Origin of the sequence: Leucobacter komagatae, from assembly GCF_000834055.1 — a bacterium.
GTDB lineage: Bacteria > Actinomycetota > Actinomycetes > Actinomycetales > Microbacteriaceae > Leucobacter > Leucobacter komagatae_A.
Genome location: NZ_JXSQ01000011.1, coordinates 86738 through 102473 on the forward strand (window position 1 = coordinate 86738; position 15736 = coordinate 102473).

Genomic DNA, 15736 nt, shown 5'->3' on the forward strand with positions numbered 1-15736 from the left:
CCCTGCGTTGGCGCGATCCGCTGACTCAAAATCTCACTCGGCCGATCCACTTGCGTGCCTCGGCCACGATGGAAGGAAATTTCCACATGCTGCGTATCGCAGTTCCGAACAAGGGCTCGCTCTCCGAGATCGCTGCCGAAATGCTCGCAGAGGCCGGCTACTCGGGGCGTAAGGATGCGCGGAAGCTTGTCCACGCTGACCCGAAGAACGACGTTGAGTTTTTCTACCTTCGCCCCCGCGACATCGCCACCTATGTTGGTTCGGGTGCGCTCGACGTCGGCATCACGGGTCGTGACCTCTTGCTCGACTCGGGTTCTGAAGCGCACGAGATCGCAGAGCTCGACTTTGCTGACTCAACGTTCCGGTTCGCGTCGCCCGCCGACGGCGACATCACCGAGCTTGAGCACCTCGCCGGCAAGCGGGTTGCGACGAGCTACCCGACGCTCGTAGATACGTTCCTGCGGAAGCGCGGCGTCGAGTCGACGCTCGTGAAGCTCGATGGCGCTGTCGAGTCTGCCGTGCAGCTCGGCGTCGCTGACGCGGTTGCCGACGTTGTGTCAACCGGGGCGACGCTGCGCGCTGCGGGGCTCGACATCTTCGGGCCAGTGATCCTCGAGTCGACCGCTGTGCTCATCGGTGGGCCGAGCCAGCACGCAGGCCTTGAGCGGCTGATGCGCCGCCTCCGCGGTGTGCTTGTCGCGCGCAAGTTTGTGCTCATGGACTACGACCTCCCGGTGGATCATCTCGACGACGCGATCGCGGTCGCCGGCGGCATCGAGTCGCCGACCGTGTCGCCGCTGCGCGACGAGAAGTGGGTCGCGGTGCGGGTCATGGTTGCTGCGGACGACGCGAACCAGATCATGGACAGGCTCTATGACCTCGGTGCCAGGGCGATCCTCGTTACCGCGATCCACGCCGCACGGCTGTAGGGGGCGCGCACGATGACTGTTTCAGTGCGTGTGATTCCGTGCCTCGACGTTGCGGGTGGGCGCGTCGTGAAGGGCGTGAACTTCCTCAACCTGCAGGACGCGGGTGACCCCGTTGAACTCGCGGCGAAGTACGCTGAGCAGGGCGCAGACGAGTTGACGTTCCTCGACGTCACGGCAACCGTTGATGGCCGCTCGACGACGTATGACGTGGTGCGGCGCACCGCTGAGCAGGTGTTCATTCCGCTCACCGTTGGTGGGGGAGTGCGCGAGGTCGACGATGTCGCCCGCCTGCTTGAGGTTGGCGCAGATAAGGTCGGCATCAATTCCGGCGCGATCGCGCGCCCGGAAGTGATCGGTGAGATCGCCGACCGCTTCGGCGCGCAGGTGCTCGTGCTCTCGCTCGACGTGAAGCGCAGCGAGAAGCAGCCCAGCGGTTTCGTCGTGACGACCCATGGCGGCAAGCGCGAGACCGAGCTCGACGCGCTCGAGTGGTGCCGCGAAGCGGTGGATCGTGGTGCTGGCGAATTGCTCGTGAACTCGATGGATGCCGACGGTACGCAAGACGGGTTTGATCTTGAGCTCGTACGCAAGGTGCGGGCGATCGCGACGGTTCCGGTGATCGCTTCGGGCGGCGCCGGTGAGCTTGCGCACTTCGCCCCGGCGGTTGACGCTGGCGCAGACGCAGTGCTTGCCGCGTCCGTCTTCCACTACGGCAAGTTCACGATCGGTGAGGTGAAAGAGGCGCTTGCGTCCGCAGGCCATCCTGTGCGGCTCGGCGGCGCACAGGCGGAGGGACAGGGATGAGCTCGCAGGCGAATGGTGGCCAGCACACGGATCGTGTCGGAGCTCAGCGGGCCGTCGCTGCGGAGCACTCGCACGCAGCAGATACGGGTGCGGGCGCGGCTGTTGACGTGTCGGAAACGATCGCGTCGCTGAAGTTTGGTGACGATGGGCTTCTGCCCGCGATCGTGCAGGACGACGACGGTGGCGACGTGCTCATGCTGGCGTGGATGGACGCTGAGGCTGTGCGACGCACCCTCACCTCCGGCCGCGTGACGTATTGGTCGCGGTCTCGCGGCGAGTACTGGCGCAAGGGCGACACGTCGGGGCACCGGCAGTATGTGCGCTCGGTCGCCAGCGACTGCGACGGCGATACGCTGCTCGTGCGCGTCGTGCAGCTCGGGGCAGCGTGCCACACTGGGGAGCGCACCTGCTTCGACGGGCGCGCACTGCCCGTGGTCGTTGGAGACCCAGTAACCGATTGATGAATGTGACAGTTCAGCCTCGCCAACTACGGCGGGGCTGAGCTGTCTCTTGCGCATGAGAATGCCCAACGCAGGGTTCATTCTGGCACTGAGAGATAGGCTGAGACAGTGAGCAACACGACCACCCGTGCCGAGTTCGAATCTGAGCGCATGGCACACGCCGTCATCCCCGTCAGGCGAGAGATCTTCGCTGACGCGGACACGCCAGTGAGCATCTACCGGAAAGTCGCCGGATCACGGGTGGGGACATTCCTCCTCGAATCCGCTGAGCAGGGCGGCGTGTGGACGCGGTTTAGCTTTGTTGGGGCAGGCAGTTTTGGTGTGCTCGGCGAGCGTGATGGCCGTGCGCAGTGGACTCCGAGCACGCACGCATTTGGCGCTGCGGACGCCAACGGTGCGCAGCCCCTCGGGGAGCCGCTCGCAGAGGATCGCCTCTTGCCAGGCGGTGTGTCGACGTTGCAGCCCGTCGCTGCGCTGCGCGCAGCGTACGAGCGTTGGAAGGCGCCGCAGATTCCCGGACTCCCGCCGCTCGCGAGCGGGTTCGTTGGCTACCTCGGGTGGGAGACCGTTCGCCAGTTCGAGCGCCTCGAATCGCCTCCAGCTGCGGGAACCGGCCTGCCGACGCAGGGCCTGAGCTTTGTTTCTGAGCTCGTGGTGATCGATCACCGCGAGGGTGCTGTGATCCTCATCGCGAACGTTCTTAACGACGGCGTCATCCCCGGCGCGAACGGTGGCGAGCACGGCGACGCGACGCACAGTGGGCTGATGCGCAGCGCCGGCTCGACGCCTTGCAGGCGGCACTCGCTGCGCCTGAACCGTCGCCCCTCGGCACGCTCGACCGGGACGCCATCCCAGAGCCGACACGGTTGACGACCACGCCCGAGTACATGGCGACGGTCGATGCGGCGAAGCGCTATATCGTCGACGGCGACATCTTCCAGGTCGTGCCGTCGCAGCGATTTGATCAGGAGTGCACGGCCGACCCGCTCGATGTGTATCGCGTGCTCAGGCACCTCAACCCGAGTCCCTTCCTGTACCTTGTGCAGCTCGAAGGCAATGACGGGGTGCCGTTCGCGGTCGTCGGATCGAGCCCCGAGGCGCTGGTGACGGTGCAGGAGCACGGGCACGTGATGACCCACCCGATTGCCGGGTCGCGGCCGCGCGGGGCGACGGTTGAGCAGGACAAGCAGTTCGCGAAGGACTTGCTTGCTGACGAGAAAGAGCGTGCTGAGCATCTCATGCTCGTCGATCTCGCGCGCAATGACCTCGCCAGGGTGTGTGAGCCAGGCAGTGTCGAGGTGACCGAGTTCATGATGATCCAACGGTTCAGCCACATCATGCACATCGTCTCCTCGGTTGAGGGTCAGGTGCGTGAAGACCAGAACCCGATTGACGTGTTCAAGGCAACGTTCCCTGCTGGGACGCTCAGTGGTGCGCCGAAGCCGCGCGCCCTCGAAATTATCGACGAACTCGAGCCAGTGCAGCGGGGCGTGTACGGGGGAGTTGTCGGCTACTTCGGGCTCGGCGGGGCAGCGGATCTCGCGATCGCGATCCGCACGGCCACGATCCGCGACGGCGTTGCGATGGTGCAGGCGGGCGCGGGAGTTGTGGCGGATTCGGTCCCGGAGACCGAGGACGCCGAGTGCCAGAGTAAGGCTGCGGCGCCGCTCAGGGCTATTGCGATCGCGAACTCACTGACCAGGGCAGCAGTACATGGCTGACCGGGGACCGAGCGCGCACGAGGAATCACTGAGTTTGCCTGAGGAGCCAACACGCATGTCTGAAGTACGCACCAGCAAATTCACGAATAAGGCGACTCTCATCGGGTTCGTCGTCCTCACCGGCGCCGTGGCGTTGCTGAGTTCTGTGCAGGAATGGATCGATATCGCGTTCCATCCCGGAGCAGCAACGATTGAGCACTTGAGTGTGACAGGTCAACAGATCAGCCCGGCGCTCACGCTCATCGCGCTTGCGGCGCTCGCGTCTGCGCTGGTGCTGACGATTGCCGGTCGGGGGTTCCGCCGGGTCATCGGCCTACTCATCGTCATCCTTGGTGGCGGGCTCTCGTACGCTGGGGTGCGCGCGCTCATCGACCCGTTCGATGGCGCGAGCGGCCCCATCGCGCAGGTGAGCGGCATCACCGGTACCGCGCAGAGCACGCTCGTCGAGAGCTTCAACGTGTCGGTCTGGCCAACGGTCACCGTTGTGGTTGGTGCGCTCCTTGCGCTCGCCGGGGTCTTGGTGTTGGTATTCGGGCAGCGCTGGAAGGCAGCTGGTCGCAAGTATGAGTCAGGATCGGGGCCGGCGCGCCCGCGCTCGGCGACAGCCCCTACCGACGACCGGATCTCTGAGTGGGATGCGCTGTCGGATGGCGGAGACCCAACCGACGATGAGGATGACCGCTAGCGGCACGCGAGCTTCGCTTCGCCCAAGTCGGCGCGGATTGTCGTGCCGTGTAATGTGCTGCGATCCGTCGCAAGACACGGCGATGAGTACGCCACGCGCCTCTGCATTCGCTGAATGCTGAGAGTTCCCGGTAAGATTGAAACGTCCGAATGTGCACACCTGCCAGAGGAGATACATGAGTAACCAGCACGGAGACCCCGGTCACGGCGATTCGCCCGCGGCATGGACGGCAGTGGTGGTGATGCTCATTGGCATTGCTGCCGGAACCGTATTCTTCTTCCTGCAGATGCCCACGTTTGTGTGGGTATGCGTCGGAGTCGTAGCACTCGGCCTGATCCTTGGAGCTATCCTCGCGAAGGCTGGCTATGGCGTCAAGGGCCCCCGGTTCACCCCGAAGTCACACGACTAACCATGCTTGACCAGCTCCTCAAGGGTTCGCTCGAGGACGCGAAGTCCCGCAGGCAGGTCCGCCCGTACTCCGCCGTTGAGGCGGAGGCGTTGGCGCGGCCTGCCGCGCTTGACGCGCTGGCGCATCTTGCGCCTGCGGATCACATTCGTGTGATCGCCGAGGTCAAGCGTGCGAGCCCCTCGCGGGGTGATCTCGCTGAGATCCCCGAGCCGCAGGCGCTGGCCAGCCAGTACGAGTCTGGCGGCGCGAGCGTGGTGAGCGTGCTCACCGAGGAACGTCGTTTCAAGGGATCCCTTCGGGACCTTGAGGCGGTTCGCAAGGCCGTGAGTATCCCGGTGCTCCGCAAGGAGTTCATCGGCGAGGAGTACCAGATTCTCGAGGCACGCGCCGCTGGCGCAGACCTCATTTTGCTCATCGTTGCTGCGCTTCCACAGGAGACGCTTGAGCGTCTCTACGCGTTCACGCTTGAGCTGGGGATGACCCCGCTCGTCGAGGCGCACTCCGCTGACGAGGTTGCTCGCTCGGTCGACCTTGGGTCCCAGCTGATCGGTGTGAATGCGCGAGACCTTTCGACATTCGAACTCGACCGCGACCTGTTCGGCCGCGTTGCCGACCAGATTCCGGCTGGCGTGATTCGCGTCGCGGAGTCGGCGGTGCTCGGTGTCGAGGACGTCGAGCGTTACCGTGATGCTGGTGCCGACGCGGTGCTCGTTGGCGAAGCGCTCGTGACGAACGACCCGATTGCGACGCTTGGTTCGTTTTTGAACGTGTAACGCGACCCCTACCGTCTCTTGTGAAAGGCGACCATGTCAGATCAGCCCTCAATGACGAGTCTCAGAGATCAGCAGGGGCCGTTTTTCGGTTCTTACGGCGGACGATTCATGCCAGAGTCGCTTATCGCCGCGATCGACGAGCTCTCTGCGGCCTACGCCGAGGCGAAGGCAGACCCCGCGTTCCAGTCGGAGCTGCTTGATCTGCTCCGTGACTACGCCGGCAGGCCGTCCCCGATTACTGAGGTGCCGCGGTTCGCTGAGCACGCTGGCGGCGCGCGGATCTTTCTCAAGCGCGAGGATCTGAACCACACCGGGTCCCACAAGATCAACAACGTGCTCGGCCAAGCGCTGCTCACGAAGCGGCTCGGTAAGACACGCGTCATCGCGGAGACCGGCGCGGGGCAGCACGGCGTAGCTACGGCTACCGCGGCGGCGCTGCTCGGGCTCGAGTGCGTCGTGTACATGGGCGAAGTCGACACCAAGCGGCAGGCGCTGAACGTCGCACGGATGCGCCTGCTCGGCGCTGAGGTTGTTCCGGTGACGACCGGTTCGCGCACGCTCAAGGACGCAATCAACGAGGCGTACCGCGACTGGGTCGCGACCGTCGAGAACACCAACTACGTCTTCGGAACCGCGGCAGGCCCGCACCCGTTCCCCGCGATGGTGCGTGACTTCCAGAAGGTCATCTCCGAGGAGGCGCGTGAGCAGCTGCTCGCGAAGAACGGCAGGCTACCCGACGCGGTCGTTGCCTGCGTCGGCGGCGGATCGAACGCGATCGGCATGTTTGATGCGTTCCTCGACGACGAATCCGTCGCGCTCTACGGTGTTGAGGCCGCGGGCGATGGCGTCGACACCGAACGGCACGCGGCCTCGATCGAGCGCGGCAAGCCCGGTGTGCTGCACGGCGCGCGCACCTACGTGCTGCAGGACGACGACGGCCAGACCATCGAGTCGCACTCGATCTCCGCCGGTCTCGACTATCCGGGCGTTGGGCCAGAGCACTCCTGGCTCGCAGACATTGGCAGGGCAACCTACATTCCCGCGACCGATGACGAGGCGATGCAGGCGCTCCGGCTGCTCAGCCAGACCGAGGGCATCATTCCCGCGATCGAATCTGCGCACGCGCTCGCTGGCGCGATCCGCATTGGTAAGGAACTCGGGCCAGACGCGATCATCGCAGTGAGCCTCTCCGGCCGCGGCGACAAGGACATGGCGACCGCGGGTCGCTACTTCGGGCTGTTTGACGGCACCGAGCTCGACGGCGCCGAGGTTGACGGCACCATTTCTCAGGAGGGCGCAGAATGAGCGCTTCGCGTGTTGAAGCGGCAATCCTCGCCGCAAAGCAAGAGCGCAAGGGCGCGCTCATTGGCTATCTTCCTGTTGCCTTCCCCGACCTCGACACGAGCGTTGACGCGGCGATTGCGATGGCGCGGTCCGGTGCCGACGTCATCGAGTTCGGGGTGCCATACTCCGACCCGGTGATGGACGGCCTGGTGATCCAGGAGGCGACGCAGACCGCGCTCAAAGCTGGCTTCAAGCTCTCGCAGCTTTTCGAAGCGATCAAGCGGGTCACGGCCGTCGTCGACGCCCCAGTACTCGTCATGACCTACTGGAATCCCGTCGTGCAGTACGGGGTTGAGCGCTTCGCGCGCGACCTGGCTGCTGCCGGTGGTGCTGGGCTCATCACGCCCGACATCACCCCTGACGCGGCGGCCGAGTGGATCGACGTCAGCGAGCGAACCGGCCTCGACCGCGTGTTCCTTGCCGCGCCGACATCCAGCGATGAGCGGCTCGCGATGATCTCCCAGAGCAGCACAGGCTTTGTGTACACCGTTTCCACCATGGGAATCACGGGGGAGCGGTCGGAGCTCGACGCCGCCGCTCGCGTGCTCACCGCACGACTCCGCGACGCTGGTGACAGGCTCGCCTGTGTCGGGATCGGCATCTCCAACGCCGAGCAGGTTGCCTCGACACTCGAATACGCCGACGGAGCCATCGTCGGCACGGTCTTCGTTCGCGCGCTGCGCGAGGGCGGTGTCGAGCGACTTTCCGAGGTGGTTCGCGAGATCGCCGAGGGCACCAGGAGATAGGATGAACTCTGGTGCCGCGGGATACCGTGGTGAGAGCCAACCAGAGGTGGTGTGGTCGCGCGGACAAGGAACTTGGCTGCGCACCAGCGCCGAGGGGAGAAATCCCAGCGCCGACGCAGCCGCCAGTGAACAGATTCGCCCGCGAAAGAGGAGCCAATGATTCTCCCGCTCAGTATTCCGAGCCCCAGCTTCCAGTTCTTTGAAATTGGTCCGCTCACGATCCACCTGTACGCCCTGTGGATCATCCTCGGCATTACCCTCGCAACCATGTGGACCGGGCGCAGGCTCACCGCTCGCGGGGCAGAGCGCGGCGTCGTTCTCGATTTCATGATCTGGTCGGTGCTCATGGGCATCATCGGGGCGCGGCTCTACCACGTCGTCACCCACTGGGGCTTCTACTTTGCCTCTGGCCGTCAGTGGTGGAACCCGTTCGAGAAGGATGCGATCTGGAACATCTGGGATGGCGGGATCGCCATCTTCGGTGCGCTGCTCGGCGGCGCGGTCGGCGTGCTCATCGCCTCCCGTCTCACCGGCGTGCGCTTCCTCTCGTTTGCTGACGCACTCGTGCCCGGCCTGCTGCTCGCACAGGCGTTCGGCCGGCTCGGCAACTACTTCAACCACGAGCTCTTCGGCGGCCCCACCACGGCTCCGTGGGGGCTCGAAATCGACTCCTCGAATCCGGCATTCCCGATCGGTTTGCCTGAGGGGACTCTCTTCCACCCGACGTTCCTGTACGAGATCCTTTGGAACCTCGTCGGTATCGTCGTTCTGCTCGCGATCGAGCACAAGTGGCGGCTCCGCTGGGGCAAGCTCTTCTCGCTGTACCTCGTCTGGTACGGCGTTGGCCGCGCCATCATCGAATCGATGCGCGTCGACCCGAGCCTCCTCTTCCTGGGGCTGCGCACCAACGTGCTCGCCGCGCTACTCGCGATCGTCCTCGGAATCGTGCTGTACCTCGTGCAGCGTCGCCGCCACGTAGGCGTCGAGACGAGCGTGTACTTGCCAGGCCGGAACAACCCGGCCGACTCGGTCCTCAGCGACACTGCGGACCCCGAAGAATTTCATCATGTGATCACCCGCGATAACGCGGAATAGAAGGAGTAGCCATGCGCCACGCCAAGATCGTCGCAACCTGGGGCCCTGCTGTCTCAAGTTACGACCACACTCTCGAGCTCATCAGCGCGGGTGTGAACGTCGCGCGCCTGAACATGTCGCACGGCACGTACAACGTGCACGAGGGCATTTACCGCAACATCCGGCGCGCCGAGATCGAGGTTGCTCGCCCCATTGCTGTGCTCGCCGACCTCCAGGGCCCGAAGATCCGGCTCGCGACCTTCGCAGACGGCCCCCACGACCTTGCAGTCGGAGACGAGTTTGCGATCACCACTCGCGACGTTCCCGGAGATCGCACGCTGTGTGGGACGACCCACAAGGGCCTCCCTGGCGACGTGAGCGTTGGGGATCCGCTGCTCGTAGACGACGGTAAGGTCGCGCTTCGCGCGATCAAGGTCACTGAAGACACCGTGTACACGGTCGTTGAGGTTCCTGGCACTGTGTCGAACAACAAGGGCATCAACCTTCCCGGCGTCGCGGTGAACGTTCCCGCGCTGTCCGAGAAGGACGAGGACGACCTTCGCTGGGCCCTCAAGCTCGGCGTCGACTACATCGCGCTCTCGTTCGTGCGTGATGCTGCAGACATCGACCGCGTGCACGAGATCATGGACGAGGAGGGGACGCGCCTTCCGGTGATCGCGAAGATCGAGAAGCCGCAGGCCGTCGACAACCTCGAAGAGATCGTCGCCGCATTCGACGGGATCATGGTCGCCCGTGGCGACCTTGGCGTCGAGATGCCGCTCGAGCGGGTGCCGCTCGTGCAGACCGAGGCCATTGACATTGCCAGGCGCAACGCAAAGCCTGTGATTGTTGCGACGCAGGTCTTCGAGTCCATGATTGAGAACCCGCGGCCGACTCGCGCCGAGGCTTCGGACTGCGCGAATGCCGTGCTCGACGGCGCGGACGCCGTCATGCTCTCGGGCGAGACAAGCGTTGGTGCGTATCCTGTTGAGGCCGTGCAGACGATGGCGCGCATCATCGAGACCACCGAGGATCACGCGCTGGATCGGATCAAGCCGCTCACCGCAGCTCCCCGCAGCCAGGGCGGCGTGCTCACCCGCGCTGCTGCCGAGGTCGCTGACTTCATCGGCGCCCGGTACATCTGCGTGTTCACCGAGTCAGGTGACACGGTGCGCCGGATGTCACGTCTGCGCACGCCGATCCCCATCATCGGTTTCACTCCGGAGGTCGCAACACGCCGCCGGATGGAGCTCACCTGGGGTGCGCGCAGCATTGAGATGCCGCGCGTCGGAAGCACGGACGAGATGTTCGCTCAGGTCGACGAGGTGCTCGAGCCGCGCGACAACATCGAACTCGGTGAGCGTGTCCTCATCATTGCCGGTTCCCCTCCAGGGACCGTCGGCACAACGAACACCCTCCGCATTCACCGTGTGGGGGAGACGAGCGGTAACTTGACCGAGGCCGGGCCGCGCAAGCACACGCTCGACGGCGAATAGGTCGCTCGCGGGGCGGGCTGCGGCCCGCCCCGCGCTCTGGGACGACGGGGTGACACCCGTTCGCGGTCCCAGGGGCGGCTCCAGTACAGTAAACTGGAGTCTCTTGCCGGATTGGTGGAATGGTAGACACGGCGCACTCAAAATGCGTTGCCGAAAGGCGTGCGGGTTCGAGTCCCGCATCCGGTACAACGAGCTGGGCGTGACGCGCCCGGCTGCACAGACACAGAAGGCACACTGCAGCCAAGCGCAGTGTGCCTTCTCTTGTGCGGTGAAGCTGATAGTTCGACGTTATTCGGAGACTCTTTTCGGCCACACGGCGAATTCTGGGCGTTATGTAATCGGAATATCGTAAGCTTGAAGCGTGAATGACCAGAGTGTTGCACCGACCGCGCCGCGGCGCGTAGTTGTCGCAGAAGACGAATCCCTCATCCGCCTCGACATTGTTGAGACGCTCCGCGATAACGGGTTTGACGTTGTCGGTGAGGCCGGCGACGGCGAGACCGCTGTTGCGCTCGTGAAAGAGCTGCGCCCCGACCTCGTCGTAATGGACGTGAAGATGCCAAAGCTTGATGGCATCTCAGCTGCTGAGCAGATCAACGAGGAGCACATCGCCCCCGTCGTGCTGCTCACCGCGTTCAGCCAGCGCGAGCTCGTCGAGCGCGCGACCGAGGCGGGTGCACTCGCCTACGTCGTGAAGCCGTTCACCCCAGCAGACCTGATCCCTGCGATCGAGATTGCGCTCTCGCGCTTCCAGCAGATCGTTGCCCTCGAGAGCGAGGTCGCCGACCTCGCTGAGCGCTTCGAGACGCGTAAGCTCGTTGACCGCGCGAAGGGCATCCTCAACGACAAGATGGGCCTCTCTGAGCCCGAGGCGTTCCGCTGGATTCAGAAGGCATCCATGGATCGCCGCCTGACCATGCAGGACGTCGCGAAGACGATCATCGACCAGCTCGGGCCGAAGAAGGACTAACTCGACGAACTGCTCGAGATCGGCGCCACGCCCGAACCGAAAAAGACCCCGCAACCTGCGGGGTCTTTTTCGTTGTTGGCTGGTGCGCTGCCGGTGCAGGAGCGGTTAGGCCTTGAGGGTCTTGTAGAAGTTCGTGATGCGCAGCGTCGAGCACCGGCGCCCGTCGTCATCCGTGCACACAATTTCATGCACCGTCATCGAACGGCCTGCGTGGATGGGTGTGCAGACCGCGGTGATGTTGCCCGAAGTCGCCGAGCCGGTGTGGGTTGCGTTGATGTCGACGCCGACGGGAACCTTGCCCTCCGGGGCCAGAAATCCCGCGTGCATGGATCCGAGCGTCTCGCCGAGTACAGCGTACGCGCCGCCGTTGACGAGCCCGTAAGGCTGCGTGTTTCCCTCGACAGGCATGGTCGCTACCGCACGCTCTCGATTGAATTCCGTGAGCGTGATGCCCATAGTGTTCGCGAGCGCTCCGAGGCCGACGGAATTGATGTACTCCAGGTCGGCGGTGTCTTCTCCTGGGCGAGCTCCGAAACGATTGGGGGCTGCTACATCATGCTCGGTCATTGTCACTCTTTCAATGTCGGTCCGGCCTTGTAGGCTGGGTGTGTGTCGAATAACACTCAGCAGCCTACCCTCATGGTCATCGACGGTCACTCCCTCGCTTTCCGTGCCTTTTACGCGCTTCCAGTCGATAGCTTCCAGACGCAGACGGGTCAGCACACCAATGCGATCCACGGCTTCATCTCGATGCTCATCAACCTGTTGGCAAACGAGAATCCAGACGCGCTCGCGATCGCGTTCGATATCTCGCGCCACTCGTTCCGCACCGAGGAATACCCGGAGTACAAGGGCACCCGCGGCGAGACCCCTGTCGAGTTCAAGGGCCAGATCCCGCTCCTCCAGGAGGCGCTCCACGCGATGGGCATCACGACCATCGAGAAGGAGGGCTACGAGGCCGACGATATTCTCGCGACGCTCGCGACCGAGGGGCGTGCTGGCGGTTATCGCGTGCTCGTCGTCAGCGGTGACCGCGACACGATCCAGCTCGTGAATGACGATGTCACGCTGCTCTACCCGTCGAAGCAGGGCGTGAGCGAACTCACCCGCTACGACGCCGACAAGGTCATGGAGCGCTACGGCGTTCGGCCGGAGCAGTATCCCGAGATCGCGGCGCTCGTCGGCGAGACGAGCGATAACCTCCCTGGTGTGCCGCGCGTCGGCGAGAAGACCGCAGTGAAGTGGATCAACCAGTTCGGCTCGCTCGACGAGATCCTCAAGCGGCAGGACGAGATCGGCGGCAAGGTCGGCGAGAGCCTGCGCGAAAACGCGCACCTCGCCGTGCGCAATCGCCGCCTGAACCGACTGGTGACGGATGTCGAACTGAATCTGCCGCTCGAAGGCCTCAAGCGCGGCGACGTCGATATGGATGCCGTCGCAGAGAAGTTCGCTGAGCTCGAGTTCCGCACCCTGCTGCAGCGCGTTGCGAAGCTCGTCGGTGCCGAGGTACCAACGGGCTCGAGCAAGCCCGCGGCGATCGGCGCGACGCTGCCCGAGGCGCGACTGCTCATCGACGAAGAACTCGGAGACTGGCTTGCGAAGGCCGACAGCCCCGCCGTCTACTTCGCCGAGACTGGCTCGGGCGTCGACGTTGGGCTCGCGACAGCAGACTCCACCGTGAAGCTGCTCTGGCAGCCGGGTGGCCGCGACTACGGTCAGTTCGAGGAGTGGCTTGGCTCAGACGCGCCGAAGATCTTCTTCGACGCGAAGGCGCAGCTACGCATCGCAGCCGCCGCCGGCGTCGAGGTCTCGGGTATCGCGGGAGATGCGCTCCTCGCCGCCTGGGTGTTCCGGCCCATCGCCCCAGAGAAGACCATCGCCGAGGCCGTGTTCCGCTACCTCGGCGAGGAAGTCCCGACGGGGGATCCGAACCAGCTCGTCCCAGAAGAGGGCAGCGTTGCGACCCCTGAGCAGCTCGCCTGGTACATCGTGCGGGTGCACGCCGCAATCGTCGGCCGTTTCCAGGGTCGCACGGGCGAGGTCTACACCGAGATCGAGCTACCGCTTTTGCCGATCCTCGCGCAGCTGGAAGCGCGCGGCGTCGCGATCGACCTGCCACTCTTCGAAGCGCACAACGCCGAGCTGACCGAACGTGTCGCGGCGCTCGAACAGCGCGCGTTTGACGCAATCGGGCACGAGGTGAACCTCTCCTCGCCGAAGCAGCTCCAGCAGGTTCTGTTCGAAGAGCTCGACATGCCGAAGACGCGCAAGACGAAGAGCGGCTACACGACGGACGCGGCGGCGCTTGCCGACCTGCAGCAGAAGAACCCCCACCCGTTCCTCGACTCGCTGCTCGCACACCGCGACGCGAACAAGCTGCGGCAGATCATCGAGACGCTCATCAAGGCCGTTGACCCGGAGGATCAGCGGATCCACACCACGCTCGTGCAGGTTGGCGCTAGCACGGGGCGCCTCGCCTCGACCGATCCGAACCTGCAGAACATCCCCGTCCGGTCTGAGGAGGGGCGTCGCATTCGCGAGGGCTTCATCCACGCGCCTGAGTACACGACGCTGCTCACGGCTGACTACTCGCAGATCGAGATGCGCATCATGGCGCACCTCTCTGGCGACGAGGGACTCATCGAGGCCTTCAACGCCGGCGAAGACCTCCACCGTTTCGTTGGCGCACGCATCTTCGGCGTCACGCCGGCTGAGGTGACGAATGAGATGCGCTCCAAGGTGAAGGCGATGTCGTACGGTCTCGCATACGGGCTGTCGGCGTTCGGGCTTTCCAAGCAGCTGAACATCTCCGCCGGTGAGGCGAAGCAGCTCATGGAGGACTACTTCGAGCGCTTCGGGGGAGTCCGCGACTACCTCCGCTCGGTCGTCGAGCAGGCGAAGCAGGACACCTACACCGAGACGATCTTCGGTCGCCGCCGGCCGTTCCCCGACCTTGCGAGCCCGAACCGGATCCTCCGCGAGAACGCGGAGCGCGCCGCGCTCAACGCCCCCATCCAGGGGTCAGCAGCCGACATCATCAAGATCGCAATGATCCGCGTCGAACAGCACATGCGCGAGGCGGGCCTGAAGTCGCGCATGCTGCTGCAGATCCACGATGAGCTCATGTTCGAGGTGGCCGAGGGGGAGCAGGAGCAGCTCGAACAGATCGTGCACGCCGACATGGCGGGCGCTGCCGAGCTGAGCGTGCCACTCGAGGTGCAGTTCGGGCACGGACCAAACTGGAACGCTGCGGCCCACTAGCCCCCGCACCGGACTAGGAATGCGGGTCGCAACAGGCGGCCCGCAGGCCTTCCGACGCGCCGGAGTTCGTCACTTGCCCAGTCAGGCAAATTCGAGTTAGACTGAACTGTCACATTTGTGGCGACTACACCATGTCCACGTGTGGGACGTCTCGCGGAGCAGAAGCAATTCAGCTCCGGCCACTTTGGCACGCGCCCACCTGAATATCCTGTCCATTCTGGAGACCAATTACATGACGAACGCAACGACCACGAGCAAGCAGGTCGCAGTAAACGACATCGGCTCAGCCGAAGACTTCCTTGCAGCGGTCGAACTGACCATTAAGTCCTTCAACGACGGAGACCTCATCGAGGGCACCGTTGTGAAGATTGACCGCGACGAGGTTCTCCTCGACGTCGGGTTCAAGACCGAGGGCGTTATCCCCTCGCGCGAGCTGTCCATCAAGCACGACGTCAACCCTGATGAGGTTGTCAAGGTCGGCGATTCCGTTGAGGCACTCGTGCTCCAGAAGGAGGACAAGGAAGGTCGCCTGATCCTGTCCAAGAAGCGTGCTCAGTACGAGCGTGCTTGGGGCGACGTGGAGAAGGTCAAGGAGACCGAGGGTGTCGTCACCGGCACCGTCATCGAGGTTGTCAAGGGCGGCCTCATTGTTGACATCGGGCTCCGCGGCTTCCTGCCCGCATCGCTCATCGAGCTCCGCCGCGTGCGCGACCTCACCCCGTACCTCGGCCAGGAGATCGAGGCCAAGATCCTCGAGCTCGACAAGAACCGCAACAACGTTGTGCTTTCGCGTCGTGCGCTCCTCGAAGAGACCCAGTCCGCTACGCGCTCCTCGTTCCTCGCCGACCTCAAGCCCGGCCAGGTTCGCAAGGGCGTCATCTCGTCGATCGTTAACTTCGGTGCGTTCGTCGATCTCGGCGGCGTTGACGGCCTCGTGCACGTCTCGGAGCTCTCGTGGAAGCACATCGAGCACGCCTCCGACGTCGTCGAGGTTGGCCAGGAAGTCACCGTCGAGGTGCTTTCGGTCGAGCTCGATCGCGAGCGCGTTTCGCTCTCGCTGAAG

Annotated in this window: 14 protein-coding genes, 1 tRNA gene and 1 pseudogene; 15 read left to right on the forward strand and 1 reads right to left on the reverse strand. The window is 64.4% G+C overall.

Translation table 11 applies throughout. From position 1 onward, the window contains the following. Positions 1–86: 86 nt before the first annotated feature. The 13 genes and pseudogenes from hisG (at position 87) to SD72_RS09575 (ending at position 11412) form a co-directional block, all read left to right on the forward strand. A complete protein-coding gene (gene hisG, locus SD72_RS09515) occupies positions 87–929 on the forward strand; it encodes an ATP phosphoribosyltransferase (RefSeq protein ID WP_042544210.1) in 843 nt (280 codons plus the stop codon). Positions 930–941: 12 nt separating this feature from the next. Further along, positions 942–1733, forward strand: a complete 792-nt coding sequence (gene hisF / locus SD72_RS09520) for an imidazole glycerol phosphate synthase subunit HisF (RefSeq protein WP_042544211.1) — start codon at positions 942–944, stop codon at positions 1731–1733. After that, positions 1730–2194: a phosphoribosyl-AMP cyclohydrolase gene (gene hisI, locus SD72_RS09525; RefSeq protein WP_084767085.1), complete on the forward strand. Its 465-nt coding sequence runs from the start codon at positions 1730–1732 to the stop codon at positions 2192–2194. Before hisF ends, hisI begins: the two co-directional genes overlap by 4 nt. Before the next feature lie 108 nt (positions 2195–2302). Continuing rightward, positions 2303–3915: pseudogene (locus SD72_RS09530) on the forward strand (anthranilate synthase component I). Positions 3916–3970: 55 nt separating this feature from the next. After that, complete coding sequence (locus tag SD72_RS09535) at positions 3971–4600, forward strand: Trp biosynthesis-associated membrane protein (protein WP_042544212.1); 630 nt, start codon at positions 3971–3973, stop codon at positions 4598–4600. Positions 4601–4775: 175 nt separating this feature from the next. After that, complete coding sequence (locus SD72_RS09540) at positions 4776–5009, forward strand: DUF6704 family protein (RefSeq protein ID WP_042544213.1); 234 nt, start codon at positions 4776–4778, stop codon at positions 5007–5009. A 2-nt stretch (positions 5010–5011) separates the two neighbouring features. Then, positions 5012–5782 carry an indole-3-glycerol phosphate synthase TrpC gene (gene trpC, locus SD72_RS09545; RefSeq protein WP_042544214.1) on the forward strand — a complete coding sequence of 257 codons (771 nt, stop codon included), beginning with the start codon at positions 5012–5014 and terminating at the stop codon, positions 5780–5782. A gap of 33 nt (positions 5783–5815) precedes the next feature. Further along, positions 5816–7087 carry a tryptophan synthase subunit beta gene (gene trpB, locus SD72_RS09550; protein WP_198141927.1) on the forward strand — a complete coding sequence of 424 codons (1272 nt, stop codon included), beginning with the start codon at positions 5816–5818 and terminating at the stop codon, positions 7085–7087. Next, on the forward strand, positions 7084–7872 hold the full coding sequence (gene trpA / locus SD72_RS09555; RefSeq protein ID WP_042544215.1) for a tryptophan synthase subunit alpha: 789 nt from the start codon (positions 7084–7086) through the stop codon (positions 7870–7872). The genes trpB and trpA overlap by 4 nt, the downstream gene beginning before the upstream one ends. 156 nt (positions 7873–8028) lie before the next feature. After that, positions 8029–8967 carry a prolipoprotein diacylglyceryl transferase gene (gene lgt / locus SD72_RS09560; protein WP_042544216.1) on the forward strand — a complete coding sequence of 313 codons (939 nt, stop codon included), beginning with the start codon at positions 8029–8031 and terminating at the stop codon, positions 8965–8967. Between the two features lie 11 nt (positions 8968–8978). Further along, entirely contained in the window at positions 8979–10442 is a 1464-nt protein-coding gene (gene pyk, locus SD72_RS09565) for a pyruvate kinase (RefSeq protein ID WP_042544217.1), read from the forward strand. A 105-nt stretch (positions 10443–10547) separates the two neighbouring features. Next, positions 10548–10628: transfer RNA gene (locus SD72_RS09570), tRNA-Leu, on the forward strand. 175 nt (positions 10629–10803) lie between these two features. Further along, positions 10804–11412, forward strand: a complete 609-nt coding sequence (locus SD72_RS09575; RefSeq protein ID WP_042544218.1) for an ANTAR domain-containing response regulator — start codon at positions 10804–10806, stop codon at positions 11410–11412. Positions 11413–11517: 105 nt separating this feature from the next. Here the strand turns inward: SD72_RS09575 and SD72_RS09580 are convergent, their stop codons facing one another. Then, positions 11518–11979, reverse strand: a complete 462-nt coding sequence (locus SD72_RS09580; protein WP_042544219.1) for a hotdog fold thioesterase — start codon at positions 11977–11979, stop codon at positions 11518–11520. Positions 11980–12051: 72 nt separating this feature from the next. Between SD72_RS09580 and polA the strand changes: the two genes are divergently transcribed. Then, positions 12052–14673: a DNA polymerase I gene (polA, locus tag SD72_RS09585; RefSeq protein WP_042544220.1), complete on the forward strand. Its 2622-nt coding sequence runs from the start codon at positions 12052–12054 to the stop codon at positions 14671–14673. 232 nt (positions 14674–14905) lie between these two features. Beyond that, the coding region (locus tag SD72_RS09590; RefSeq protein WP_042544221.1) for a S1 RNA-binding domain-containing protein at positions 14906–15736 on the forward strand (831 nt) is incomplete at its 3' end.

Coding starts and splice junctions, on each gene's coding strand:
- hisG (WP_042544210.1), top strand. CDS start 87: ATGCTGCGTATCGCAGTTCCGAACAAGGGCTCGCTCTCCGAGATCGCT.
- hisF (WP_042544211.1), top strand. CDS start 942: ATGACTGTTTCAGTGCGTGTGATTCCGTGCCTCGACGTTGCGGGTGGG.
- hisI (WP_084767085.1), top strand. CDS start 1,730: ATGAGCTCGCAGGCGAATGGTGGCCAGCACACGGATCGTGTCGGAGCT.
- SD72_RS09535 (WP_042544212.1), top strand. CDS start 3,971: ATGTCTGAAGTACGCACCAGCAAATTCACGAATAAGGCGACTCTCATC.
- SD72_RS09540 (WP_042544213.1), top strand. CDS start 4,776: ATGAGTAACCAGCACGGAGACCCCGGTCACGGCGATTCGCCCGCGGCA.
- trpC (WP_042544214.1), top strand. CDS start 5,012: ATGCTTGACCAGCTCCTCAAGGGTTCGCTCGAGGACGCGAAGTCCCGC.
- trpB (WP_198141927.1), top strand. CDS start 5,816: ATGTCAGATCAGCCCTCAATGACGAGTCTCAGAGATCAGCAGGGGCCG.
- trpA (WP_042544215.1), top strand. CDS start 7,084: ATGAGCGCTTCGCGTGTTGAAGCGGCAATCCTCGCCGCAAAGCAAGAG.
- lgt (WP_042544216.1), top strand. CDS start 8,029: ATGATTCTCCCGCTCAGTATTCCGAGCCCCAGCTTCCAGTTCTTTGAA.
- pyk (WP_042544217.1), top strand. CDS start 8,979: ATGCGCCACGCCAAGATCGTCGCAACCTGGGGCCCTGCTGTCTCAAGT.
- SD72_RS09580 (WP_042544219.1), bottom strand. CDS start 11,979: ATGACCGAGCATGATGTAGCAGCCCCCAATCGTTTCGGAGCTCGCCCA.
- polA (WP_042544220.1), top strand. CDS start 12,052: ATGGTCATCGACGGTCACTCCCTCGCTTTCCGTGCCTTTTACGCGCTT.